Annotated in this window: 25 protein-coding genes and 1 riboswitch; of the genes, 17 read left to right on the top strand and 8 right to left on the bottom strand. The window is 46.0% G+C overall.

Annotated elements, in window-relative coordinates:
* Window positions 1-208: 208 nt before the first annotated feature.
* Entirely contained in the window at window positions 209-1501 is a 1293-nt protein-coding gene (locus CVD19_RS10785) for a dicarboxylate/amino acid:cation symporter (RefSeq protein ID WP_101581861.1), read from the bottom strand.
* 249 nt (window positions 1502-1750) lie between these two features.
* On the opposite strand from CVD19_RS10785, the gene CVD19_RS10780 reads away from it, so the two are divergent.
* Window positions 1751-2008, top strand: coding sequence for a hypothetical protein (locus CVD19_RS10780; protein ID WP_308314866.1), 258 nt, complete (start codon window positions 1751-1753; stop codon window positions 2006-2008).
* 45 nt (window positions 2009-2053) lie between these two features.
* Here the strand turns inward: CVD19_RS10780 and CVD19_RS10775 are convergent, their stop codons facing one another.
* Window positions 2054-2839, bottom strand: a complete 786-nt coding sequence (locus CVD19_RS10775) for an SDR family oxidoreductase (RefSeq protein ID WP_101581874.1) — start codon at window positions 2837-2839, stop codon at window positions 2054-2056.
* 72 nt (window positions 2840-2911) lie between these two features.
* Complete coding sequence (locus tag CVD19_RS10770) at window positions 2912-3475, bottom strand: GNAT family N-acetyltransferase (RefSeq protein WP_101581860.1); 564 nt, start codon at window positions 3473-3475, stop codon at window positions 2912-2914.
* 162 nt (window positions 3476-3637) lie between these two features.
* Here CVD19_RS10770 and CVD19_RS10765 point away from each other — a divergent pair, with 162 nt between their 5' ends.
* The 10 genes from CVD19_RS10765 (at window position 3638) to CVD19_RS10720 (ending at window position 14444) form a co-directional block, all read left to right on the top strand.
* Window positions 3638-4867, top strand: a complete 1230-nt coding sequence (locus tag CVD19_RS10765; protein ID WP_101581859.1) for an ATP-grasp domain-containing protein — start codon at window positions 3638-3640, stop codon at window positions 4865-4867.
* Between the two features lie 24 nt (window positions 4868-4891).
* Complete coding sequence (locus CVD19_RS10760; RefSeq protein ID WP_101581858.1) at window positions 4892-6856, top strand: hypothetical protein; 1965 nt, start codon at window positions 4892-4894, stop codon at window positions 6854-6856.
* A gap of 481 nt (window positions 6857-7337) precedes the next feature.
* The gene (locus CVD19_RS10755) at window positions 7338-9158 is read left to right on the top strand and encodes a hypothetical protein (protein ID WP_101581857.1); all 1821 of its coding nucleotides are present in this window, start codon (window positions 7338-7340) and stop codon (window positions 9156-9158) included.
* Between the two features lie 186 nt (window positions 9159-9344).
* Window positions 9345-10124: a transporter substrate-binding domain-containing protein gene (locus CVD19_RS10750; RefSeq protein ID WP_180953593.1), complete on the top strand. Its 780-nt coding sequence runs from the start codon at window positions 9345-9347 to the stop codon at window positions 10122-10124.
* Between the two features lie 31 nt (window positions 10125-10155).
* Complete coding sequence (locus tag CVD19_RS10745) at window positions 10156-10821, top strand: amino acid ABC transporter permease (RefSeq protein WP_101581855.1); 666 nt, start codon at window positions 10156-10158, stop codon at window positions 10819-10821.
* Between the two features lie 14 nt (window positions 10822-10835).
* Window positions 10836-11576: an amino acid ABC transporter ATP-binding protein gene (locus tag CVD19_RS10740; RefSeq protein ID WP_101581854.1), complete on the top strand. Its 741-nt coding sequence runs from the start codon at window positions 10836-10838 to the stop codon at window positions 11574-11576.
* A gap of 117 nt (window positions 11577-11693) precedes the next feature.
* Window positions 11694-11841, top strand: a riboswitch (cyclic di-AMP (ydaO/yuaA leader).
* A gap of 320 nt (window positions 11842-12161) precedes the next feature.
* Complete coding sequence (locus CVD19_RS10735; protein WP_101581853.1) at window positions 12162-12827, top strand: potassium channel family protein; 666 nt, start codon at window positions 12162-12164, stop codon at window positions 12825-12827.
* Window positions 12828-12981: 154 nt separating this feature from the next.
* A complete protein-coding gene (locus CVD19_RS10730; protein WP_101581852.1) occupies window positions 12982-13548 on the top strand; it encodes a chromate transporter in 567 nt (188 codons plus the stop codon).
* On the top strand, window positions 13549-14076 hold the full coding sequence (locus tag CVD19_RS10725) for a chromate transporter (protein WP_101581851.1): 528 nt from the start codon (window positions 13549-13551) through the stop codon (window positions 14074-14076). It abuts the gene before it with no gap.
* Between the two features lie 137 nt (window positions 14077-14213).
* Complete coding sequence (locus CVD19_RS10720; RefSeq protein ID WP_101581850.1) at window positions 14214-14444, top strand: hypothetical protein; 231 nt, start codon at window positions 14214-14216, stop codon at window positions 14442-14444.
* 47 nt (window positions 14445-14491) lie between these two features.
* Here CVD19_RS10720 and CVD19_RS10715 read toward each other — a convergent pair whose 3' ends face one another.
* The 5 genes from CVD19_RS10715 to CVD19_RS10695 form a co-directional block, all read right to left on the bottom strand.
* The gene (locus CVD19_RS10715) at window positions 14492-15403 is read right to left on the bottom strand and encodes a DMT family transporter (protein WP_101581849.1); all 912 of its coding nucleotides are present in this window, start codon (window positions 15401-15403) and stop codon (window positions 14492-14494) included.
* A 120-nt stretch (window positions 15404-15523) separates the two neighbouring features.
* Window positions 15524-16228, bottom strand: coding sequence for a DUF421 domain-containing protein (locus CVD19_RS10710; RefSeq protein WP_101581848.1), 705 nt, complete (start codon window positions 16226-16228; stop codon window positions 15524-15526).
* 121 nt (window positions 16229-16349) lie between these two features.
* The gene (cysC, locus tag CVD19_RS10705; RefSeq protein ID WP_101581847.1) at window positions 16350-16943 is read right to left on the bottom strand and encodes an adenylyl-sulfate kinase; all 594 of its coding nucleotides are present in this window, start codon (window positions 16941-16943) and stop codon (window positions 16350-16352) included.
* On the bottom strand, window positions 16918-18096 hold the full coding sequence (gene sat, locus CVD19_RS10700; protein ID WP_101581846.1) for a sulfate adenylyltransferase: 1179 nt from the start codon (window positions 18094-18096) through the stop codon (window positions 16918-16920). Before sat ends, cysC begins: the two co-directional genes overlap by 26 nt.
* A 43-nt stretch (window positions 18097-18139) precedes the next feature.
* Entirely contained in the window at window positions 18140-18850 is a 711-nt protein-coding gene (locus CVD19_RS10695; protein ID WP_101581845.1) for a phosphoadenylyl-sulfate reductase, read from the bottom strand.
* A gap of 258 nt (window positions 18851-19108) precedes the next feature.
* Here CVD19_RS10695 and CVD19_RS10690 point away from each other — a divergent pair, with 258 nt between their 5' ends.
* The 6 genes from CVD19_RS10690 to CVD19_RS10665 all read left to right on the top strand — a co-directional run bounded on the left by CVD19_RS10690 (window position 19109) and on the right by CVD19_RS10665 (window position 24740).
* Window positions 19109-19804, top strand: coding sequence for a 2-phosphosulfolactate phosphatase (locus CVD19_RS10690; protein WP_101581844.1), 696 nt, complete (start codon window positions 19109-19111; stop codon window positions 19802-19804).
* Entirely contained in the window at window positions 19801-20565 is a 765-nt protein-coding gene (locus CVD19_RS10685; RefSeq protein ID WP_101581843.1) for a phosphosulfolactate synthase, read from the top strand. The genes CVD19_RS10690 and CVD19_RS10685 overlap by 4 nt, the downstream gene beginning before the upstream one ends.
* A 253-nt stretch (window positions 20566-20818) precedes the next feature.
* Entirely contained in the window at window positions 20819-21217 is a 399-nt protein-coding gene (locus CVD19_RS10680; protein ID WP_101581842.1) for a VOC family protein, read from the top strand.
* 299 nt (window positions 21218-21516) lie between these two features.
* Window positions 21517-21966 (top strand): Lrp/AsnC family transcriptional regulator, encoded by a 450-nt coding sequence (locus CVD19_RS10675; protein WP_101581841.1) that lies wholly within the window; start codon window positions 21517-21519, stop codon window positions 21964-21966.
* Window positions 21967-22880: 914 nt separating this feature from the next.
* Entirely contained in the window at window positions 22881-23822 is a 942-nt protein-coding gene (nikB, locus tag CVD19_RS10670) for a nickel ABC transporter permease (protein ID WP_101581840.1), read from the top strand.
* 18 nt (window positions 23823-23840) lie between these two features.
* Window positions 23841-24740: an ABC transporter permease gene (locus CVD19_RS10665; protein ID WP_101581839.1), complete on the top strand. Its 900-nt coding sequence runs from the start codon at window positions 23841-23843 to the stop codon at window positions 24738-24740.
* Window positions 24741-24747 lie beyond the last annotated feature (7 nt).

The raw sequence follows: 24747 nt of genomic DNA, 5'->3' as shown, positions 1-24747 counted from the left end.
TGGGGGCAAGTACTATCTGGCTGACCTTCCGTCGCAGCATTCAGTTGGAGGGAAGTACTACCTAGCTGACCTTCCGTCGCAACATAGCCTGGGCAAATTTTATATTTAAATTAGAGAGAGAGGGAAAAGCAAGCAAACAACGCTTGCTTTTTCTTATTTGACGAAAGAAACCTGCCTGATTTAGGCAGGTTTCTCAAAATTTAATGGATCAGGCGTTCTTCGCTTTCGCGGATGAAGCATTCACTTTGAGGCTCATCGTGTTCATCAGCCAATTTTTGCCCTCGACCAAACGAGTCACGAGCATAGCGCAAACTGTGTTTCCTGTTGAATTTAACAGGGTAGCCGGCGCATCGATGATTGTACTGATCACTGCGATAATTGGAAGAACTTCAGGCGGAAATCCATACACACTGATAATCAGCATTTCCCCAATCATTCCACCGCCTGGAATTGCCCCCATGACTGCACCTACCAGGAAAGAAACTGCCAATATACTTAAAATGCTAGAAAAGCTTGTCATATCTTTTCCAAAAAGAGCAAACAGGAAAACGATTTTTAAAACACCGCCAAACACTGAACCATCTTTATGGGTATTGGCCCCAAGCGGTATGATTGTTTCGGCGATATCATCAGGGACGCCCATTTTTCTGACTGCAGCGAGATTGATCGGGATGCAGGCTGCACTAGAGCACGTAGCAAGTGCGGCAACCGATGGTGTAACCGCGTTTTTCCAAAATGTTTTGACCCCATTTTTCCCGCCCGCGATAAACGCATACAGAGTGAAACAGCCAAAATAATATATTATAGCCAGCGCAAGGTAAAGGACGAACGCCCTTACATATCCTTCAAGCAGCTGGGGTCCGAGTTCCCCGATTACCGCGGCGAAATAACAGCCAAGCCCGATCGGAGCATAGTACATGATAATCCCGACCATCTTCATCAATACTGCCGAACCTGAAGACAGGAATTGTGCGACCGGTTTCCCTTTGTCTCCTGCCATTGCAGCGGCAATCCCAAAAAGGACGGAAAATACAATCAGCTGCAGCATGTGGTCCCGCGACAGCAGCAGTGAAAAATCTGAAACAGTAAACGTTTTTACAAGCTGGCCTAAGAAAGTAACCTCCTCGGCTGCCTCATTCCCGGTATCTGCGGAATCCATCAGGTCTTTAATTGCGGAGATATCCGTGTTTTGGAGGGGATTGACTATGGTGGCTCCGATCAGCCCAATAACAGCGGCAACCGCAGCCGTGGCCAGGAATACGATAAAAATGCTGCCCATGATTTTTCCAAGGCGCTTCATTCCGCTCATATTCGCAATTGCCGAAGAAATGCTGAAAAATACAAGTGGGACAATCATCATAAATAATAAATTCAAAAATAAGTCCCCGAAAGGTTTCACCACTGCTGCGTCAGGGCCGAATGCCAGACCTGCGGCGCCGCCAGCCAAGATTGCGGCTAATAAAATGATGGTAAACCGGTAATTCTTAAATATTGTCCTCAAATTCTTTCACTGCCTCTCTCTATTTATGTTTGGCTGCAATCGCTCATTCATTGTCAGCAATAACGGCCAAATGCCCTGGCTGAGTTATATTTGAATAACAAAATTCAGCTTAGGGAAAGCATACATTAATTTCGCGGACGGTAAAATAGAAATTTTGAAAATATTTTTTAATATTAAAACTATATTTTTCCGAAATTTAGGGGAAAGCTATTTCTGGAAATGAAAGAAGGAGTGAAAACAGTGATTCACATGGATGGCCAAATTATTTCCGGAGAGTTCGACGACGGGACGAACGAGTTCGTTATCCACAAAGTGAAGGATTTTTACACACAGTCGATCATAAAGAAAAGCCAGTTCCTTGATCTCTATCAGTATTTAAAAAAGCATGAGCATGACCAGGATGGCCAGATCATCACTCTTTATGACCAGATGCCTATAAGGATTTCACAGGCGGAAATAAAAAGGTTGCTGTCTGACCTTGAGAAGCTTAAGGAAATGTACGACTAAGTAGAAAAGGCATAGGTACAAAGCTCCTATGCCTATAACGCTGATTTATAAAAGTGATTCAGCCCCATCAATATAAATTTCAGTTCCGGAGATATGGGAGGAAAGATCGGATGAAAGGAAAGCGACAAGTTCAGCGACCTGCTCGGGCTTTCCGGGCCGGCTCTCCAAGGGCTGGCTGCCTTCCGGATATTCGATGGGGATTTTTATTTTGTCCAGTTCATCATTGTCGGGAAAAGTATTTTGATCGATGTTTGTTTCGATTGCCCCTGGACAGATGATATTCACCCTGATTTTGTATTTGGCAAGCTCAAGTGCGGCCATTTTTCCAAAACCCATTTGTCCTGCTTTGGAGGTGCTGTATGCTGCCATGCCAAAATTCCGGAAAATCCTGTTCCCATTGATGGAACTGGTGATAATGATGCTTCCTCCGGTTTTTTTCATGATCGGGACAGCATATTTCACGGTTAAAAAGGTGCCTCTTAAATTGGTATTGATGGTCCTGTCCCATTCTTCCGGTTCTAAATCCTCAATAGGCGCCAGCACTCCATTTATTCCTGCGTTAGCGAATACAATATCGACGCGCCCCCATGTTTTTTCTGCCATCTTGAAAACATTGCGTACACTTTCGGCTTCTGACACATCTGCTTCAACAATGACAGCTTCACTGCCTTTTTGCCCGGCCTCTTCCTTGACCTTTTCAGCCCTGTTTCCCTCAATTTCAACCATGACGATCTTTGCACCGCACTCTGCTAGTTTCAGCGCCGCTGCCCTCCCGATGCCAGATCCTGCACCAGTGATAACAGCCACTTTGCCTTTAAGCAGTTGATCCATATAGTCACCTCCGGGAAATTGCCTGCCCTGCGACTGGCCGTTCTTAATGATCTGTGGCCAGACGGGAGACATTTATTCTGCTTTGCTAAGCTTCCGGCCATTGAAGGTCAGCACTTCATCAGCTGCCTGGATGGATGTATTGTAAATTTCGGCTGCCTTGTATGAGTGGGCTTCTTTATATGCTGTCTTCATTCTTTCAAAAACCCAGAAATCACTTTTCGGGGAAGGTGACCAGCAGAAGATATCCATCCGGATTAGTTCCTTTGTTATTGCATGGATCCTTTCATATGTTATCGAATCTACCTTGTGCAGGCCATTTTTATTATAAAAAGCCACTCTTTTGCTGGAATCGGGATCTGCTTCGGTGATAGGGTCCACTTCAAGAATAATGGCTTTCCTTTTCCTTTTCATCCGGTCAAGAAGTTTGGAGCCTGTCCCTTTGCCCCGGCTGCTTCCGCTGACCAGGATGTAGTCGATAAAAATAAATTCAGTTTTTTCCAAATATATCAGAACGTAGTCGGTTCCTTCTTCCTTTTTATAGGTACCTCTTTTTTCCGAAAATAATAGTTCAAAATGCTCCTTCGATTTCATTTCTTTTTGGGGGAAATAATCTATCAACTTACCGTACCAATCCATAATCAGCGCTCCTTTAATTTGGGTTACACCAGACTTTATTTAATTACCTGCGAAACTATTACGGTAAACACTTTTTTTTATGAAATGTTTGAATAATTTATTTTTTGGAAATATAGAATACGTTATGAGTCTTTTAATCTATCAGAAGGCAGGGAACGTTTTATGGAGAAAAATCAGGCAAATAAGGGGAAATTAACTGCACTGCTGGGCTGGAGCCTGCAGGCGATTGAAGCAATCGACAAGCTGGAACGTCCATTTGTCGTGGTCGGGCCTCCTGAATTTCAGGAGTTTGCGGATAAGCATGGCATTCAGTTTGTGGCATGGCAATTTGACCAGCTGAATGAAAGGTCAAACGAACTTTATGAAAAATTGAAAGCGCTGAACACCAAAATTGCAGTGCCCATCTATGAAGAGACTGTCGAATGGGCAGGGGCATTAAATGCCAAATTCCAGAATGATCCCCGCATCTTTAACCGCTCCCTGTTACTGAGAGATAAGGGTTTAATGAAGCGTAAGGCCCAGATGGCCGGCATCAAAGTTGGAGTTTTTGAAGAAGCTTATTCGAAGGAAGATGTTTACCGCTTTTTAAAGCGAGTAAACGAAGCTTTAATCAAGATCGATGGCGACCCAACCGATCCGATCCACGTAAAGCCGCTTAATAAAGCAGGTACAGTTGGACACCGCATGATCCGTGAAGCAAAGGAAATTGAACAAATGGCAGACTCTGAGTTTCCTTGTTTAATGGAGAGCCATCTTGATGGCCAGGAATTCTCCTGTGAAGCATTCATCCACAACGGAAAAATCCGCTTTTTAAATATTACGGAGTATGTGCAGCTTGGACATTCTAACTTTGTTCCTGCCTCCCCATCCCTTGAGGAATGGAGACCCCAAATCCGGGCAGAAATCCAAAAGCTGGTCGACTCCTTTGAAATTAAATATGGCGTGATCCATCCTGAGTACTTTATTTCAGCCGATGGTGTCATCAATTTTGGCGAGGTAGCGGCGAGGGTGCCGGGCGGGCATATTTTTGAGCTGATAGAGCGGGCATACGGCTTCAGTGCTTTCCAGGCACAAATCCTTTGCAGTGACCCGGATACAACGGAAGAAGAGTTGAATGAATTCTTCCCGGAGGAAGTTGTATCAGCAAAAGGGTACGCAGGAAGTTTGATGGTTTATCCCCGAGTCGCTGTCATAGAGAAGCTGGATATGCCTGAGGAATTGAAAAATGATCCGTATTTCGAGAAGCATGACATGTTTATCCCGGTAACCTCGAAAGTGGCGGAGCGTGTTGGCTTCGGGAACCATTACGGTACCATTTTCTTCTTTGGGGACGACAGCGGGAAAATGAGGAGCCTTTTAAAAGAATACGAGGAATATGATTTCTATCTTTAATACTGGTATGGAGGGGATTTTGGAATGAGTACGTATCTTGCCTCATTAAAAGAAAAATTCGAGCAGGCTCTTAATGCGCTTCATCATGCTAAGCCATATGCGAAAAGCATGTACCAGACGAATGTGTTCCAGACGGCGATCGATCTGGCCAGGACGGACGATGGCCTGGCCGTACTTTACGAAAATGCCGCTAAATTTGATGAAGCCGGGGTATTCCACGGCGGTCCATGGGAGGATCCTTCGAAAATGCAGCCGCCATTGGTTGGCGGCTCGCTCCGCATTAAAGGAGTGAATTCTATTGTTGAGCTTCTTAGTGAGATGAGGATGCTTTCTATTGCAAAAGGTGACTATGAGCATAGCAGCATAACTGCAGATGAAGCAAGGACGTTCCTGAATGAAGTGCTGGCATTGAATCTTGATTTCCTGTTTCCGCCTGAAACGGAGGAAGCGCGCATTCAGGCAGGCGAGCATATTGCAAGAGGCCAGCGGCTGTTCAGGTATCTGGGAGCAGAACTTTCATTTAAAGCAATCGCGGATAAAATCGTCCAGGAAATAGACCGCCTGACTGTTCAAAGGCCGATTATGGTCAACCGTATAATCAACATGATAGATATGGCAAAAAACATGATGGACACAGACATCAGCCAGGCGTCCAAGGAAGCCCTTCATAAATATTACCGGGCTGTAACCTGGCCCACCCCCCTCAGCCAGGAATACCCGAACCAGAGGGATTACAGGATTAAGCTGAAGGATGCGGACAATCGGGATTTGGAGGCGGAAGCAACTGGATTTTCGGAATCCATGAAGCAGACGGGCCTGGTTTCCCCGGCACATGCCGTTTTTATCCGTTATCTTAACCGGTTTAATCCTGACCTGATTCCAGTTGCGCTCGATTTATCGGAAACTGGCACGGCAAGCTTCAATGCTAATAAACAGCTGCTTCATGACTTAATCCAGCTTGCCATTTTTCCGCAAACCTGCCAGTCAATTTACGGCCTCGCCCGAATGCTTGACCGCGGTGTGCTGACCCAGGAGCCGCTTATACCGGCGCTGCGGCGCTTATTCGACCTGGCCATTCATGGTGAAGTAAAGAGGGCCATCATGAAGCCTGAACATGAGCGCCATGGAATTACTTCAAACGGAGTTTTGGTGGCTGGAACGGTCAGCGTGCTTGGACAGCCTCTCGGGGTCGGCCAGGGGCTTAATCCAACATGCCAGTCAGCCAGGGCAATCAGCCTTTGGGCACAGCATGGCATCGGCCAGCTGCTGGAGTACATTGCACGGGCGGCAAGGGATAATGATATCGATATGACATTTGAGGGTGAAGTCATTCATTCAAGCACAGCAGAAGCCGGTGTAGCGGATGAATACCATCAGGCACTGGATACGGTCTCCATTGTACTTGTGCCCCATCTTGACAGGATATACAACGAAATGATGAAGAGGACGCTCCTGCGGGGTGAAGACGGCCATAAGTGGGTGAATCCGGAATTCTATGGTGAATGGATCCCAAGAGGGTTTGTGAACGTCATCGATCCATTGACAGGTGCCGTCTCCAATTATGACGCATTTGTAAGGCTGTTTTATGCAACACATCATCCTGATTACAACGATGGATATGAATTGATTTATCCAAACCCGGTCGGCATTTTCATTACAAATGTCCACGGTGATCTCCTCGGGCTTCATGCTGTTTCCATTCAGCGGATCAAAAAGGATGAGAACGAGGAATGCCGGATCTATTTTTACAATCCCAATAACGACAGCGGGCAAAATTGGGGACAGGGAATTGAACCAAGCGTGTATGAAAATGGTGAATCAGAAGGAGAATCTTCACTCCCGTTCCATGAATTTTTGGCGAGAATGTATGCTTTTCACTACAATCCTTACGAGCAGGGTGATACGTACATGGTTGAAGACGAATTGGTCGAAGAAGTGGAATCCCTTGCAAAGGACAGCTGGGGCACAAGCTATACCTGGATGTCTTAATTGAAAACACACTGAATCGTCCCATTTGAAAAGCTGGTCCAAAAGAGGAAGTGAACGCTCCTCTTGCTGGATCAGCTTTTTATTTTTAGATTTGTCCAGTTCCAGCGCCCTAGCGGCGAGACGCCTTCGCTCTCCGCCCTACGAGAAGTCAACATCGAATCGCCTCCGGATCTTCCGTGTTGTCTAGCTTCAGCGCCTGGGCAAGGCGCTTCCTCTTTTCGATTTTCCTTTATCTCGGTTGGAGGGCTCCATAAGGAACGCTTCGACAGCATAGGCATCGCACGAAGGAAAAGCGTTAGCTTTTTCGAGGAGGCCATACGCCGGAATTACAGGATGTAAGGGGTTAGGAGTTGGGCACAGGACGTGCCCGCACTTAGCCTCGACTGGGGCGCTTACTACTTTTCTTATAGAAAAGTAGTAATCCCCTGAGGTTTTGGCCAATATGATACAATAAACCATTTTCTTGGAAAGGGTATGACTGATGGGGCTTTTACAAAATGTCAGCGGAAGCAGTTTTCAAAAGGCGCTCTACCAGCTTTGGGGAACAGCAAAAGACCGGAAAAAATTTTTTCAGCAGGCCGTCTTTGATGAAGCTGTAAGGCTGCTGGGGGAAAAAGAAGGGCTGGCAGTTTTATTTCAATACGCACATCTGTTTGACCAGGCAGGTGTATTTTTAAATAGGTCATGGGAAAATGTCCGTCACCTTCAGCCGCCATTGGTAAGGGGGACACTTCAGGCAGGGGGCGGCATTGCGGCAGCCGAAACATTAAGCAATCTTCGTATTCTTGCGATTGCGCGGGGGAGTTATCAGCACCCTGAAATGGCGTCAAATGAGGCAAATGAGTATATCACCAAAGTCCTCGCCTTGAATATGGATCTCCTGCTGATGCGCGAAAATGAAGAGAACCGGATGAACATGCTTTTTAAAGATGAAATCGCGGCACCACTTATCAGCTTCATGGCTGACCACTGTTATTCTCCCCGTATTTTTTCCCACATCGAGAAAGAAATAGAAAATTTGGCGGTACAGAGGCCAATCGTCGTCGAAAAGATCCTCAGGCTTATTTCAAGCGCACGGAAGCTGACAGGCGGAAGTGACCCCAATGATTCCGTGTGGAGGCAGTACGAAAAAGCGGTGTACAGTCCGACAGACATTGCCTTAAAAGGAGGAAACTACCTTGAAGTGTTAAAGCGAAGTGATGATCTGGTCCTGATTCGGGAGGCTGAACAGCTGCGTTGTTCCATGGAAAAAACAGGACTCGTTTCCTCCTTTCATGTAGTGTTCCTGATATTTATCAATGACACAAAACCACATTTGCTCGAAAACATGCTGGCTGGGAACTTTCAGGCTAAGAAAAATATAAAATGCTATCTTCCGAACATTCAAAAAGTGATTCGTTCCGCCGGCTGCATGCAATGGAGACAAAGCATATACGGACTCTGCCGCCTGCTTGGCAGGGACATCGTGACACCTGAGCTCCTTGAAGGACTGGAACAAACAGGTTCGATTGAAATTCATCAAACGATAAGAGAACAGCTTAGAAATGCAAGGGGCATCAAAGACGAAAAAACAATGCGGTCTGCACTGTTGGCCGGAATGGTCAGTGTGTTAGGGCAGCCACTTGGAATCGGCCAGGGTTTTAATCCTGCCTGCCAGTCCACGAGGGCACTTAGCTATTGGTCTCAGAAAAATCCCCTCCTGCTGCTGGGGCTTTTTACAAAGGTCATTACAGAAGGGAGATTAATCATTGAATATGAAGGGACACAGATCTCGACAGAAAACTTGGATAAAAAGGCTCTTGAAGACCAGGAAAACATTGATATTGTATCGTTGGTCATGCTTCCGCATCTTCAGGCTGCCTATGTGGAAATGTTGCAGCAGACCGGATACCGCGGCCAGGACACCCATAAGTGGGTGAACCCTGCTTTTTACATCGATGGCGTTTGGCAAGGATTTGCGGATATATACAATAATCCGGATTTCCTGTCACTTTTCCGCATGTATTACCAGCCAGAATTCCTTGCGGCCCGCACCGATTCGTTGCCGCAGCCTGCCGGTATTACTATTTATGACAGGGATGGCAATCCTCTCGGGGCTCATGCCATTTTAATACAGAGGGTCGCGCCGGACCCGTCCGGTACAATCAGGGTGTACTTTTATAATCCTAACAATGACGGTCTCCAGACATGGGGCCGGTCAATCACAACGAGTGTAAACGGGAATGGCGAGCGCGAAGGGGAATCATCCTTGAGATTACAAGAGTTTTTGCTTTGCTTATATGCGTTCCATTATCCGATTTAATACAATAATGATTGCTGAAACGGGTTAAAGTGTCATTTAGCCCGTTTTTTTCATTGTCAGGGCTATTTTTCCACTTCTTCCTGTCACTATTTAGCAGCCCGAAGATTAGAAGCAGTAAAACAGGGTATTTATTTAGCAAGCTTAGAGAGATAGAGATGACCGGCAGGAGAGAGGAGCATTGTGAAAATGCCACGAAAAATGTTTATGACAATAATTTTGGCCTTGTCAGTCAGTTTGTTGTCGGCCTGTGCCCAAAAAGAAAAGCTGGACGACGGAACAGAGCTAATCAATGAGGGCCAGTTCGTGTTCACTGCTTCCGGGGAGTTCAAGCCATTCAGCTATTTGGAGGATGACCTCTCTATGACAGGCTTTGACATAGAAGTAGGTGAAGCAATCGCGAAAGAGCTTGGCCTTGAACCAGTGCAAAAAAGGATGAAATTTAAAGGTATTGTCGAAGGAGTCAAGACAGGGCGCGCCGATGCGGCTGTCGCAAGCCATACGATCAATCCGCAGCGCAGCAAGCATGTGCTTTTTTCGACACCATATTATTATTCCGGCCCGCAAATTTTCACAAGGCCGGACAGCCGCATCCAGACCGTTGACGATCTGAAAGGGAAAGAAGTGGCAGTCGCCAAAGGATCCACCTACGCCGACACCGCAAAAAAATATACGGACAACATCAAGATGTATGACAGTGACATCACAGCTTTAAAAGCGCTGGGCAGCGGGCGCCATGACGCGGTCATCACCGATTTTGTAACGGGAAAAAGCGCGGCAAAGGAAGGCTTCAAAATCGAAGGCCGCCAGCTGATCGAACGGAGTGAGCAGGCGGTTGTCATCCCGAAGGACAATCCGGTCCTGCTGAAGAGAGTGAATGAAGCACTGGAGAATTTAAGAAACGACGGTACACTTAGAAAAATCAGCGAAAAATATTTTGGGCAGGATATTACCAGTAAACCAGAATGATAGATATATAAGAGAAGGGAAGTAGGAGGCTGTGCCAAGTTTTTCACATTTAATCAACATATTGATTGAAAGCAGGGGCCTGTTTTTTGACGCGATGCTCCTGACATTGGAGCTTACTGCAGTATCGATCATCATCGGGATTGTCATTGGGCTTATTTTTGCGCTTTTTAAAATATCAAATATCAAACCATTGCAGCTTATATCAGATGCTTATGTCTACCTGATAAGGGGAACACCGCTTATCGTGCAGATTTTCATTTTATATTTTGGGCTGAGCGGAATCTTTTTGATCCCTGATTTCTGGGCGGCAGCACTGGCACTCGCTCTCCATAATGGAGCATATATTGCGGAGATATTCAGGGGAACGATCCAGGCAGTTGATGAAGGGCAGATGGAAGCGGGCCGATCCCTCGGAATGACAAAAAGTCTGGCGATGCGAAGAATTATCCTGCCCCAGGCTTTTCGACGTTCCCTTCCGCCGCTTGGCAACCAATTCATTATCGGGTTGAAGGACTCTTCATTGGCCGCTTTCATTTCGATGAATGAACTGTTTAATGTAGCAACGACTCTTGGATCAAACAATTTTGATGAGATGACCTATTTGCTGATTGTTGCAATATATTATCTTGTGCTTGTCGCATTGCTGACACTGCTTGTCAGCATGCTTGAAAGGAAATTGGCAGTAAGTGACCGTTAGAGGAGGAATGGCGGATGCATGCGAAAGAAATGATCAGAACAGAAAATTTGAACAAGTCCTTCGGGGATTTGCATGTCTTGAAAGATATAAATATTCATGTGCTTGAAAGTGAAGTTGTCTGCCTCGTTGGGGCAAGCGGCTCAGGAAAAAGTACGCTGCTGCGGTGCCTGAATTTCCTTGAGGAGAAGGATAATGGAAAAATAATCATCGAGGGAGAGGAAATAACCTCATCCAATAACCTGAATGCTGTCCGGCAAAAAGTCGGGATGGTATTCCAGCATTTTAACCTGTTTCCTCATATGACTGTGCTTGAAAATGTGATAGAGGCCCCTGTCCATGTGAAAAAGGTTCCGAAGCCCAAGGCTGTCGAAAAAGCAAAGGAACTATTAGCAAAAGTCGGCTTGGGCGACAAATTTCATGTGTATCCTAGCAAGCTGTCGGGCGGGCAAAAACAGCGGGTGGCAATTGCGAGGGCGCTTGCGATGAAGCCGGACATCATGCTGTTTGACGAACCGACTTCCGCCCTGGATCCAGAGCTTGTCGGAGAGGTTCTGGCTACCATGAAAGAGCTGGCCGAAGAGGGGATGACGATGGTGGTCGTCACCCATGAAATGGGGTTTGCGCGTGAGGTAGCCGACTGGATCATCTATATGCACGAAGGAAGGATTGTCGAAAAAGCAAAGCCACAGGAGTTTTTCACCAATCCGAAAGAAGCAAGGACGAAAGAATTTATAAGCACCACCTCATTAAAATAATGCCCACAAGCTTACGGCTTTTCATTATGAAAATCTTTTCTTTCTTTTTACACGAAATTAATCTTCCTGCTTTACAGATTATCGGAGCAGGAGTATGATAACAGCATTGAGTTTCAATTTCTGAAATCGCTGAATCCAAAGGGAGCGGGGGAACCACTATTACGGCGGCATTTTTGCCTCCCGGGGTGAATCCTTTTCGAAGGCAGGGCTACTTCCATGGCCCGAATCCGGCAGCTAACTCCGCAAGCGTAAAGGGAGAGGAAGGTGGAGCTTGTGAGACGACCTGTTGATACAGTCCGCAAGGCTTTTGGGCCTCTGTGGGCTTTTTATATGCGAAAAAACACATGTGGCGGTGGATGGCGGTTACCGGTTTTTTTTCTCGGCTATAGTACAGCCAACAAACTTTGGAAATTCTAATATGGAATAAATAGGGCTAAGGCCAATCGGCTAATGCGTCACTATGTTTACAATATTCGCCGAAAGGCTGGGCCCACTGACAGTGGCGTTTTCGTTAACGCGCAAGTGACACGCTGATCCTATCCGTTATCCGGTAGGAAAAATAATGATTGGGTAGGAGGAGATTACATGCCTAAACAGTATGCGGTAATCGGCCTGGGGAGGTTCGGCTCCAGCGTCGCGACCACTCTCTATAATGAAGGAAACGATGTACTCGCGATGGATATAAGCGAAGAAAACGTGGAAGATTTCCAGGAGCTCGTAACCCATGCGGTGATTGGGGACTCCACGGACGAACAAACTCTGAGGGCTGTTGGGATCAGGAACTTTGATACTGTGATTGTGGCAATCGGTGATGATATCCAGGCCAGCATTTTGACTGTTCTTCTATTGAAGGAGATGGGTGTTGGGAACGTTGTCGCAAAGGCGATAAACAAAAGCCATGGCCAGGTTCTGACCAAGGTTGGGGCAGACAAGGTCATTTTCCCTGAGAGGGATATGGGGGAAAGGGTTGCCCATCAATTGATGGCTTTGCCTAATGTGCTGAACTTTATCGAACTTGCCGACAACTACAGTATCGAGGAAATAGCTGTCCCGGAAGGCATGATCGGGAAAAACCTGCGCGAAGTCAATTTGAGGGCGAAATACAATATTACTGTAATTGCTATCCGCAGCGAAAGCCGAATTGATATTTCCCCTGATCCAGAGCAGGTTCTCAAGGAAGATGATATTTTCATCGTTGTGGGTGAAAACAGGGATCTGGAACGGTTTGCTAAAAAGGTATGCCCTAAATAGTTTTAAAAAGGAAGCTTGACCGTGGAGTCAGACTTCCTTTTTTGCTTATATGATTTTCATTAATGTAAAAGTTCTATAAAATGGAGAAGAGAAGGTAAACGGATAGGGAGCTGGATATGTTCTGCTGGTCCTAATGGGAAAAGGTGGAAATTTTATGAAACAGGCAGATATCTTCTGGGCATTTTTTCGGGTGGGTATTCTTGGATATGGCGGCGGCCCATCTTCAATCCCGCTTGTACATAAGGAAGTAGTCGAAAAATATAAGTGGATGGATTCTGATGAGTTTAGTGACATCCTGGCTCTCGGTAACGCGCTGCCAGGGCCGATTAACACCAAAATGGCTGGATATATTGGATACCGTGTTGGAGGCTTTTCCGGAATGTTCAACGCCCTCGTGGCAACGGTGCTTCCGACAATTATCTTGATGATTCTGCTCTTGACTGTCCTGAATGCTTATAAGGATGAACACTGGGTGAAAGGGATGGCCGCCGCAGTTGTTCCTGTAGTGGCTGTAATGCTGGCGGTAATGACGTGGGAATTTGTAAAAAAATCCGGAAAGTCACGACTTGGCTGGGGATGGACAAGTGTGTTCGTCCTGGTGAGCATTGTGTTATTGGAGCACCTGGGGATTCATCCTGCCATCCTGATATTCGTTTTATTGGCCGGTGCCCTGATGAAAAAAGATAAGCTAGATAGTGCGGTGAAGAAGGGGAATACTTGAATGATTTACGCAAAGATATTCTGGGCTTTTTTTATTCCGGGCATTCTTGGCTACGGCGGAGGCCCGGCTTCAATACCGCTTATTGAGAACGAGGTTGTAGACCAATACGGGTGGTACACGGTCAATGAATTCAGTGAGGTTCTCGCGCTGGCAAACACGCTTCCCGGCCCGATTGCCACCAAGATGGCGGGCTATATTGGCTATGAGCAGGCTGGAATTCCTGGTGCTGCAGTTGGCGTGTTTGCAACCGTTGCCCCTTCCTTGATTCTGATGATCACTCTTCTTGGTCTTTTAATGAAATTCAAAGAATCTCCCAGGGTAAAAAGGCTGACCATTGTTGTACGCCCTGTAATTGCTGTATTGCTGGGAATAATGGCATATGATTTTTTCTTTACGTCTTATGTAGAATCCGGGCTGCTGCAAACAATATCCATAGGTGCAGCCAGCTATGTTCTGATGGAAAAACTTAAAGTCCATCCGGCTTATGTCATTGCTGCGGCACTTTTATACGGAGCTTTCATATTGTAAAATAACCGGACAGAGAAGAAGATTAAGAATGCAATGAATCGGGCCATCCTTTGCAAAATAAAGTAAGCATATGTATTGCGAATATAAAATAGAGTTATTATAATTATTATAAAATTCTGCAAAAAAGGGGTAATGGGATGGTCAGGATGTCGGTTGCAGGTGTAGCGGGGTTCATTCTTGTTTTTGTCGAATCGTTCATTGTCATGAAATTAAAGGGTTACTACACAATTGATTTCGGTGGAATAAACCCATTTATAAGCGTATGGGCTATGAACTTTTTCCTTGTGTTCTCGATTCTTACCCACATAAAACAATGGCATGAGGAAAGGGAAGAAACGTCAATGGAAGAAACATCCACTGAAAGATGAAGAGCCGCAAGGGGTCGGATAATAGAAGGCAGGGAACACCTGCCTTCTTATTTTTTTGGAACGGATAATATAAAAATCGTGCTTATTATGAATAATGTGCCAGTCCACTCAGCCGGCCCGAACGGCACATGAAGCCAAACAACCGATAAACAGGCTGCTGACAAAGGTTCCACACTTGCAAGCAGGCTCGTTTCGGATGCGTTGATATGCTTCAAGGCCTCCATGTAACAATAGAAAGCAATCAATGTTCCAAAAATGATAACAAACGCAATAGCGAGCACTGAAGAAAGGGACCACTGGCCTGCAAGCTGCCAGGGGGGAGTGATGAAACTGAAGCCGATGCCGCCAATCATCATGCCCCACCCAACCGTTAAGAATGAGCCCCACCTTGCCAGCAGCCTTGCCGGCTGTAGTGTATAAAACGCGAGTGCAAACGCAGAGCTGATTCCCCAGAATACAGCCGATCCGGGAATAGCCAACGTCTCCGAGCTTCCTCCGGTAACAAGCAGGAAGGTGCCAACCAGCGCCAACACAACGGCAGTGACTACATGTCTGGCCGGCAATTGCTTCGACCGCAGGCACAAAAAACAGGTGATGATGATCGGTGCAAGATATTGCAAAACTGTCGCCGCAGCGGCATTCCCTTCTTCAATCGCGGCAAAATATGTATATTGCACCCCCAGCATGCCTGCAACTCCAAAAATAAGCAGGCTCACCCGATCACGCGTGTCCTTCCAGATGCCCCATATGTTTTGGCCTCCGGATACATGGGATATGAGCAGCATGATCATCCCTGCTGATAGCAATCTGGCAACGACGAGCCAATCGGCACTGAAATGTTGCTCATGAAACAGGTATTGCGCAACTGTCCCGGAAATGCCCCAAAAAGACGCACCAGTCAGGACCAGGATCATCCCCTTTGCCCTCTGGTTGGCTAAGATTGCGGTTCTATTTTCCATTATGCCTCCATAAAAGCTTAAAAAATGGCTTTCTAGTACTTTATTTTAAAGTATAACATTGAAAGCCACCATGGACTCCAGTAATCGTGTTTACAGCAGAATTTGCCCAAATGGAAGCAGTTATCGGTAAAATAAAACCGTTAAATTGTCTTTACTGTCGAGTGTTGCCAATAAAACATTCCTTACTTCAGTTTTATGTTCCGCACGCAGCTGGTCAATCAGCCATTTCCTGTCTTTATTGAGGTGATGCAATTCCTCTGCATCGATTTTCCCTTCAACGATGATCGTCCTCGGGTAATCAAATGGCTCGGTGGGCACTTTTAATAACCGCGGGGTTACAGCCTGATCCCGGGGGTGCAAAAAAATGGAGATGGTTCCATCTGCCTCCCATAATGCAAGTGCTATCTTTTTAATATCCGCTATCTTGTCCTTCCTCACTTCGGTCAATAAGTAGTCAATTGATATTCTGGCTTTTTTAAGTCCCTTATAAATTATTTCCCCATCTTTGATAAGCACGAACGGGACAGGGTTTAGGAGATGCCTGAGCCATTTCCATTTTGCGCTTATCATGATTGCGGCAATATAAAGAAAAACAAGTGCAGATATTGTAACCATCGAGCCTGTCATAGCCAACTGTTCATCTGAAAGGGGGTGTGCAATGATATTGCCCAAGATTAAAGCCATCACGAAATCAAGCAGCCTTAATTGTGAAATAGAGCGCTGGCCCATTATTCGTACAGTCACCAGCATAAAGAAAAACGAGACAACAGCCCTGAGTATCCAATGGACAACGGTTAACGTTTCCTGGCTTTGGAAAAAATACAAAGTAATCAAATCCCCGCTACACCAATTACTTTCGTTGTTATTATTGTCACTTAGGCGGTGCTTATAAACGCGGGGGCAAATGAATGTCCGGAAAGCCCTGGAATCAGGGCTCATTCGGACTTTAAATAATTCCGTTTTCTCTTAAGTAACCAACCACGAGGTGTGCACATTCATCAATCGAATATTTATGAGACTCAATCACGAGTTCTGGTGTGGATGGCGGCTCGTATGGCGAGTCAATACCGGTGAATTCCCGGATCTCTCCTTTTCGGGCTTTTTGGTATAATCCTTTAGGATCTCTCTGTTCACACACACTTAAGGGGCAGTCCACAAATATTTCGATGAATTCACCGCTGGGAAAAATCTCCCTCACCCTGTTCCGGTCTTCTGCAAATGGCGAGATGAAAGCCGTGAGGACTATTACGCCGCTGTCCGCAAATAATTTGGATACTTCCCCGATCCGGCGGATATTCTCCACCCGGTCCTCCCGGCTGAAGCCCAGTCCCTTGTTGAGGCCATGCCTGATATTATCACCATCCAAAACATAGCTTCGTTTTCCAAGGGAATATAACCGACGGTCGACTTCATTGGCGATTGATGACTTTCCTGAACCGGACATGCCTGTGAACCAGAGGACACAGCTCTTATGCTGGTTTAACCTCTGCCTGTCACCTTTGCTTACCGCACATTCATGCCATGTGATGTGACTGCTCACTTTTTTTTCCTCCTGGATGGATAAAATTTTTTTGAAGGCCGTTTATTAAAACATTTGCTACCTCGGGGCGGCTGAACTCCGGCGGCGGGACCTCCCCGTTATGAAGCATTTCCCGTACTTTCGTCCCGGATAATGAGACATGGAATTCGCTGCTGTGTGGACACGTTTTGGTTGAGGCCATATTCCCACATTTATTGCAATAAAAGCTATTTTCAAAGAACAGGGTGGCAATGCCAATCTCTTCAGGAGCGAAGTTGCTGAAGATTTTCTGTGCATCATAGCTGCCATAGTAATTTCCTACTCCAGCATGGTCACGTCCGACAATGAAATGTGTACAGCCGTAATTTTTCCTGACGATCGCGTGGAAAATTGCTTCACGGGGGCCGGCATATCTCATGGAGGCCGGGAATACGGCTAGCTTTACCCTGTCATGGGGATAATAGTTTTGAAGTAAAACCTGATAGCTTTCCATCCTGATATCGCTTGGAATATCATCCGCTTTCGTTTCGCCAACAAGCGGGTGCAGAAATAAACCATCAACCGTTTCAAGTGCTGTCTTCTGGATATATTCATGGGCACGGTGCACAGGATTCCGGGTCTGGAAGCCCACGATCGTCTGCCATCCCAGTTGTGCGAACAATGCCCGTGATTCAACAGGATCAAGGTGGAATTCCCGGAAATGATCTCTTGCCGGGCGGCTGACAAGGGTAATGGGCCCGCCAATATAAACGCTGCCCCGTTCAAATAATTTTCTGACACCCGGGTGGGCCCGGTCTTCGGTTTGGTATACATACTTTGCTTCGATCTTTTTATCTGGAACAAAAAGATCCGTCACAGTCATGACACCGTAAACGAAACCGTCTTTGGCCAGCCGTATTGTTTCACCGACCGCTATGTTCTTTGCTGTGTCCTCAGAGACTGCCAATGTTACCGGGATGCTCCAGGGAAGACCGCCAGACAGGCGCATGCCTGTTACAACGGACCGGTAATCCTTTTCCCCCATGAATCCGGTCAGCGGGCTGTACGCACCAATCGCGATTAATTCAAGGTCGCTTAATCCCATATTGTCCAATTCAATCTCGATCCGGCAAGAATCAACTGGAAAGTCGCTGTTCATCCGATCAATTAACACGCCACCGTGAGGCTGAACCATTTTATCCTCCTCCTAAAACTTTTGGATGTGCCTGAACATGCTGTTATGCCCTGTGCAGCCCGCATTCCGTTTTGTTAAATTGAACCCACCGCCCCGCACGCTGGTCTTCGGAACCTGTTACAGGCACGGTACATTTCTCGCATCCGATACTTGGGTATGATTTGTCATGAAGCTCATTATAGGGCAGATTGTTCAACCGGATATAACTCCATATATCTTCCCGCGTCCAATGGATTAACGGGCATATTTTAATTTTTTTGAAACGCTCATCTCTATTGATGAATTGAGTATTTTTCCTTGTGGGGGACTGATCCCGCCTTAGCCCGGAAATCCACGCATGTACTGTAGAAAGTTTTTCTTCAAGAGGTTTTATTTTACGGAGATAGCAGCAAAGATTTGGATCGCTTTTCCACAATTCAGCCCCGTACTTTGTTGACTGCGATTCCAAGGATAGCGACGGCTGAACCAGTTCTAAATCCAGTCCCGGATATTTGGTTCGTATTTTTTCGATCAGCTCATACGTTTCCTTAAAATGAAGCCCGGTATCTAAAAAAACAATTTTCGGATGGTCTGCAACTTTTGAAATCAGGTCAAGCATCACTATTGCTTCGGCACCAAAGCTGCATGCATACAGGACTTTATCTCCGTATTCCCGGTAAGTCCATCTAAGGATGTCCGTATAGTCCTTCAATTCCTGTCCTAGTTTTTCAAGGAGTTGGTCAGACCACGTGTCATAGGTCAAGATACCTTTCATTGTACTCTCCCTCACTTCGCGCTGTGTTTCAGGGCAGCCCCGTTGCTGTGCCCTGAACCTGCGCTACAAATAGGTGAAAACCTAAAGGCAATTTATTCATGCCATGCCGGGTTCGTTCATAGGGTAAAAGCCTAATTTTCAATTTGTTAAATTTCATCCTTTCATGAACCTCTCGACAGGTAGGCGAATACACATAATTAGCTGAATTTAAGCTGCAGTGCCCAGCCAGTTTTGCTTTTTAGATTTGGAGGTGAATTGGTGGAAATCAATATTTACCAGGGATATGACCACCGTCTGGCCCATGCACATGTCAATGTCATCATAGATGTAATCAGGGCGTTTACGGTTGCGCACCAGGCTTTTCTCCATGGGGCCAGAAAAATCATTTTAACTGGAACGGTCGAAGAGGCATTTCGTTTAAAAGCCGAAAATCCGGAATACCTTTTAGCAGGGGAAATTAAGGGGCTGCAAATTCCCGGCTTTGATTTGGATAATTCCCCAAAGCGAGTCGCGGATTTCGAATTAAACGAAAGGGTTATCGTCCAAAAGACGACAAATGGGGTGAAAGCTGCTTTAAACTCCCTTGATGCTGAAGATGTAATAGTCACAGGTTTTTCAAACGCGAGGGCAACAGCAGAATACATTAGGAAGAAGTACAGCCATTCCAGGAAGGGCTTCACGGTGAATATCGTTGCCTCACACCCAACAGGTGATGACGACCTTGCTTGCGCAGAGTATATAAAAGGGTTTATACACGGTACATCGTCAGCAACAGCTTCAGAAACGGCCGACAGGATTTTAAAATGCGAGGCTGCGGGAAAATTCTTTGATGAAGCCCAGCCTGAATTTGACCCGAGGGATATTTTTTATTGCATAAAAGAAATCGACAGCGGGTTTGTCATGAAGGTGTACAGCGAGGGTGCAACGCCGGAAATCAGGAAGGTGTATGTATGAGGGAATCAGGACTGAACCTGCCCAAGAGGGACTTGAAACCGAGAATTTCCGGCATCACTGTATTAATTGATAACGGTAATCCACTACAATTTTTCAAGGACACAATCAATGGGGCATCCGAATTTGTGGATTATGTGAAATTTGGCTGGGGCACATCAATCATTTCCTCGAGTCTAGAGGAAAAAATAGAGTTTTTACGGCAGAAAAAAATTGAATATTTTTTCGGCGGGACTCTGTTTGAAAAGTTTGTCAGCCAGGGCAAGGTGGAGCAGTTCTATAAGTATTGCGAAAAACATGGCTGCCGGTATGTTGAAATTTCCAATGGCACTTTTGATATGAACAATAAAGAGAAGGCTTTGTTTATCAGCGAATTTTCCAGGCATTTCACTGTGTTCAGCGAAGTCGGAAATAAAAGCACCGAAAAGTCCGAGGATTTCAGTCCGGCTCAATGGATTGAATGGATTCACGAAGATCTGGATGCCGGCTCGGCAAAAGTCATAACTGAAGCCCGCGAAAGCGGAACAAGCGGTTTTTGCAGGGGCAACGGTGAAATCCGCTTTGAAATCATAGAGGACATAATCTCATCAGGAATCGGACTTGACCGGGTGATCTTTGAAGCTCCGAATAAGCAAATTCAGACGGCCCTTATCACGGCTGCAGGCGCCAACGTCAACCTGGCCAATATTTCCTTCGCTGATCCAATCGCGCTTGAAACACTGAGGCTTGGCCTGCGTTCAGATACCTTCCATTTATTTGATTAAATCGAAAAGTGAAGCGCCTTGGCAGAAGAACGTCGACTAAGAGGCACCACGTCCTGTGGTGAACGTCGACGTCAGCATTAGGGAAAGCTTCCCCGAAATGCCGCAGCCAAAAAATCTGTGATTTTTTGGTGACATACTGTGCAAGTCCGACAGGCATAAAATGAGACCTGCAGGAAGGCGCTTTTTACCTTCTGAAAGGGATTGGCTTATGACCCGAGGGGATAGGCGCTGCAACTGGACAAGGGGAGAAAAAATGAGAGAAACGAATAAAGTATTCCATCTTGCCATCCCGTGCAAGAATCTTGATGAAACGGCTGAGTTTTATACGAAGCTCGGCTGCACGCTTGCCAGAAGGTATCGTGACCGGGTAACATTCAATTTCTTCGGTGACCAGTTAGTCTGCCACCTGAACCCGGAAAAAGTGGATCGGTCACCTGAGATGTATCCTCGCCACTTTGGAATGACTTTTACAGACAAAGAAGAGTTTAACCAGCTTATCGAACTTGCCATCAGGGAAAATCTTCCCTTTTTCCAGACACCCATGACCCGGTTCAAGGATATGCAGGAAGAACATATTACATTTTTCCTGATCGACCCTGCAAACAATTTGCTGGAGTTTAAATATTATCACGATGTAAATATGGTATATTGACATAGTTTACAGCACCGGTAGGCTTTCCATGGCAGCAATAAGAAAGATTAGAAAAATGCTAGATTAGCTGTCTGTGGACGGCTTTTTTTATTCCTGTTTGCATAAGCGCAGGACATTGAAGCAAGGGTTTGCAGTCATGGTGCAGGCAAATGTCCTGAGGGAAAATTTTTCCGGGATAATTCAGTTGATTTTTACCGTCAGACAGGAGAATGCGGAACAATGGAGAATATTAATCTTGTTGACAAGGTCAATTCTATAAAAGTATGATGACAAAAATGTATGGATGTGTGGTGGCATTTATGAAAATTGATGATACGGACCGGAAAATCCTGGATTTACTAATGAACAATGGCAGAATGTCGTACGCGGATATCGGAAAAGAATTAAACCTTTCGCGGGTGGCAGTACGGGAAAGGGTCAACCGCATGGAAGAAAGCGGTATAATTGAAAAATTCAGCGTCGTAGTCAATTCAGAAGCGGTGGGAAAAAAGGTGTCTGCTTTTTTCGAGGTCGACTGTGAACCTGCTTTTCTAGTGTCTGTCGCCGAAAGCCTGGCCAATAACCCTAGTGTGGCCAGCTGCTACCAGATGACAGGACCGAGCACTTTACATATGCATGTACTTGTCGAGGATTTTGCCTCCCTCGAAAAGTTTATAAATAATGAACTGTATGCGGTGGAGGGAATCAGCCGCGTAGAAAGCCAGATCATGCTGCGCCGCTTTAAGAGCCGCACGGGCTTAAAGCTATAAAGCAACTGATGAAAATAATAATCTCCCCGGTGGAATTTACGTTGAGTTACTTGCTAGATTCATTCCAGTAGAGCGGTTCTAATCGACTTTACGAGATGGAAGTGCCTAGATTTGGTCGAATAGAAGGGTTCTAATCGACTTTACGCGGTAGAGGTTTCTAGATTCGGTCGAATAGAGAGGTTCTAATCGACTTTACGCGGTGGAGGTTTCTAGATTAGGTCGAATAGAGAGGTTCTAATCGACTTTACGCGGTGGAGGTTTCTAGATTCGGTTGAATAGAGTGGTTCTAATCTTCTGTACGAAATGGAAGTGCCTGGATTTGGTCGAATAGAAGGGTTCTAATCAACTTTACGCGGTGGAGGTTTCTAGATTCGGTCGAATAGAGTGGTTCTAATGCTTCTGTACGAAATGGAAGTGTCTGGATTCGATCGAATAGAGTGGTGCTAATCGACTTTACGAAGAAGAGTCCTATATTTTTTGTCCGATAGAGAGGTTCTAATGGACTTTACGCAGAAGAATCCTATGGTTTTGGTCCAATAGCAATGAATCATACCCTGTGGCTTGAGTGCCAAGGGTTTTTTTATGTAATTTTTTACTACTAGAACTGGAAGAGAGAATCAGGGGGCATTGCACGCCCGAAGTAGGTAATAAAGGTAAGATCGGATAGCCCGATGAGGGATTTTTTAAAATATGAATATTTTTCAAAAATTTTTATAGACAACTTTCAGAATATATATTAAAATCAAAAACAATTAAAATTTATTACGTTTGTAAAACTAATATAAATTTTAGGTTTACAAACGTAACGAAAAATAAAACGTTTTCATTTTTTCGGAGGTGTGGAAAACGGAGGTCATTCTGGCCTGTTTTCGTAACTTTATATTCTATCATGATTCTATTAAGGAGGTCGGAAGGTGTTAGGCTTAATTATCAGGCGGCTGTTGCAGCTGTTGCTGCTATTGGTTGGCATTTCTTTTATCGTCTTTATGAGCATGCACATTGCGCCGGGCGATCCGGCAAGCATCATAGGCGGGCCGACAGCGTCAAAAGAAGATATCGAGAGCATAAGGGAGAATCTCGGGTTGAACGAGCCAATCCTGGTGCAGTACTTTGATTATTTAAAAGGTGTAGTCCAGGGGGATTTTGGCTTCTCATTCCAGACGAAGGAAGCAGTCTCGGAGGCGCTTTTGAGCAGGTTCCCTAATACTTTGAACCTGGCAATCGCCAGCATCATTGTTGCAGTCATTATAGGTGTGACGGCGGGGATTATCTCGGCATTGAAGCACAATTCCTGGTTCGACGGTGCCGCAACCGTGATAGCATTGGCCGGAATTTCAATCCCGAATTTCTGGTTGGGGGCGATCCTGATTCTCGTTTTTGCCGTCAATCTGCAATGGCTTCCGGTCGGGGGCTTAACTGAACCATTTTGGACGATTGAAGGAGCAAAGCAGCTGATCTTGCCGGCTCTTACGCTCGGAACAGGTTCGGCAGCGATGATTGCCAGGATGAGCCGCTCGGCGATGCTTGAGGTGATAAGGGCTGACTATATCAGGACAGCCCGGGCAAAAGGAGTAAGAGAGCGATCAGTAGTCATGCTCCACGGCCTGCGGAATGCGATGATTCCGGTCATTACAGTCATCGGTTTAAACTTCGGCTTTTTGCTGGGCGGAACGATCATTACCGAGCAGGTTTTTGCCATCAATGGCGTTGGCCGGCTGATGATCGAATCGATCGCGGCAAGGGACTTTCCAATGGTCCAGGGGGCGGTGCTCCTCGTCGCGACACTGTTCGTTCTTGTCAACCTGATCGTCGACATCGTTTATGCATTTATTGATCCTAGGATCAGCTATGAATAAGGAGGGGGGAAGATAACGATGACTACTGAAACAGCCGGTGCCCCGGTTGCATCCCTTCCAGAAAAGAAAAAGGATTTGGCCCTTTTGAAAACATGGAAGAGGATTGTTAAAAATAAAGTCGCTGTAGCCGGGCTGATCATTATTGCCATTCAAATTATCCTTGCGGTGCTGGCTCCGGTATTTGCTACATACGATCCGGTAAAACAAAACCTGGCGATGTCTGAGCTCCCACCAGGAACCGAAGGCCATTGGCTCGGCACAGATAATTTTGGGCGCGATATGTGGAGCCGCCTCGTATATGGGGCAAGGATCTCACTGTTTGTCGGGATCGGTGCAGTAACACTCGGATTACTGGGCGGAATCACACTTGGACTGACTGCAGGCTACTATAGAAGGCTCGACAGTGTAATCATGAGATTCGTGGATTTATTGTTTGCTTTTCCAGGAATTCTGCTCGCAATGCTGATCATTGCGATTTTAGGTACAAGCCTTGCAAATGTAATAATTGCAATCAGCATCTGGTCCATACCGACTTGTGCAAGGATTGTCAGGGGCAGTGTCCTGTCAATTAAGAAGCAGGAATATATCCTCGCGATGAAATCACTCGGAGCAAGTGATTTGAGGATTCTCTTTAAGCACATCCTGCCGAACTGCATGGCACCAATCATTGTGTTTGCGACCATGAGGATGGCAACCGCAATTCTGTCGACAGCATCACTGAGCTTCCTCGGACTTGGTGCACAGCCGCCGACACCTGAGTGGGGCGCGATGATTTCAGCCGGACAGGATTTCATGTGGACATCACCGCACATGATCGTCATTCCGGGAATCGCCATCATGTGCGTAGTGTTTGCATTTAACGTGGTAGGGGACGCGCTCCGTGACGCGCTGGATCCTGGCATGAACCTGGATAAATAAGAGGAGG

It is taken from the genome of Bacillus sp. T33-2, from assembly GCF_002860205.1.
Classification (GTDB): domain Bacteria; phylum Bacillota; class Bacilli; order Bacillales; family Cytobacillaceae; genus T33-2.
This window is presented reverse-complemented; position numbering and strand designations above follow the sequence as displayed.

Bases quoted from the DNA above. Each gene is read 5' to 3' on its own strand.
- CVD19_RS10770 (WP_101581860.1), bottom strand. From the start codon at position 3,475: ATGGATTGGTACGGTAAGTTGATAGATTATTTCCCCCAAAAAGAAATG.
- sat (WP_101581846.1), bottom strand. From the start codon at position 18,096: ATGGTTCAGCCTCACGGTGGCGTGTTAATTGATCGGATGAACAGCGAC.
- CVD19_RS10755 (WP_101581857.1), top strand. From the start codon at position 7,338: ATGGGGCTTTTACAAAATGTCAGCGGAAGCAGTTTTCAAAAGGCGCTC.
- CVD19_RS10695 (WP_101581845.1), bottom strand. From the start codon at position 18,850: ATGAAAGGTATCTTGACCTATGACACGTGGTCTGACCAACTCCTTGAA.
- CVD19_RS10740 (WP_101581854.1), top strand. From the start codon at position 10,836: ATGCATGCGAAAGAAATGATCAGAACAGAAAATTTGAACAAGTCCTTC.
- CVD19_RS10730 (WP_101581852.1), top strand. From the start codon at position 12,982: ATGAAACAGGCAGATATCTTCTGGGCATTTTTTCGGGTGGGTATTCTT.
- CVD19_RS10760 (WP_101581858.1), top strand. From the start codon at position 4,892: ATGAGTACGTATCTTGCCTCATTAAAAGAAAAATTCGAGCAGGCTCTT.
- CVD19_RS10665 (WP_101581839.1), top strand. From the start codon at position 23,841: ATGACTACTGAAACAGCCGGTGCCCCGGTTGCATCCCTTCCAGAAAAG.
- CVD19_RS10675 (WP_101581841.1), top strand. From the start codon at position 21,517: ATGAAAATTGATGATACGGACCGGAAAATCCTGGATTTACTAATGAAC.
- CVD19_RS10765 (WP_101581859.1), top strand. From the start codon at position 3,638: ATGGAGAAAAATCAGGCAAATAAGGGGAAATTAACTGCACTGCTGGGC.
- CVD19_RS10780 (WP_308314866.1), top strand. From the start codon at position 1,751: ATGGATGGCCAAATTATTTCCGGAGAGTTCGACGACGGGACGAACGAG.
- CVD19_RS10685 (WP_101581843.1), top strand. From the start codon at position 19,801: ATGAGGGAATCAGGACTGAACCTGCCCAAGAGGGACTTGAAACCGAGA.
- CVD19_RS10775 (WP_101581874.1), bottom strand. From the start codon at position 2,839: ATGGATCAACTGCTTAAAGGCAAAGTGGCTGTTATCACTGGTGCAGGA.
- CVD19_RS10750 (WP_180953593.1), top strand. From the start codon at position 9,345: ATGCCACGAAAAATGTTTATGACAATAATTTTGGCCTTGTCAGTCAGT.
- CVD19_RS10715 (WP_101581849.1), bottom strand. From the start codon at position 15,403: ATGGAAAATAGAACCGCAATCTTAGCCAACCAGAGGGCAAAGGGGATG.
- CVD19_RS10725 (WP_101581851.1), top strand. From the start codon at position 13,549: ATGATTTACGCAAAGATATTCTGGGCTTTTTTTATTCCGGGCATTCTT.
- CVD19_RS10680 (WP_101581842.1), top strand. From the start codon at position 20,819: ATGAGAGAAACGAATAAAGTATTCCATCTTGCCATCCCGTGCAAGAAT.
- CVD19_RS10720 (WP_101581850.1), top strand. From the start codon at position 14,214: ATGGTCAGGATGTCGGTTGCAGGTGTAGCGGGGTTCATTCTTGTTTTT.
- CVD19_RS10735 (WP_101581853.1), top strand. From the start codon at position 12,162: ATGCCTAAACAGTATGCGGTAATCGGCCTGGGGAGGTTCGGCTCCAGC.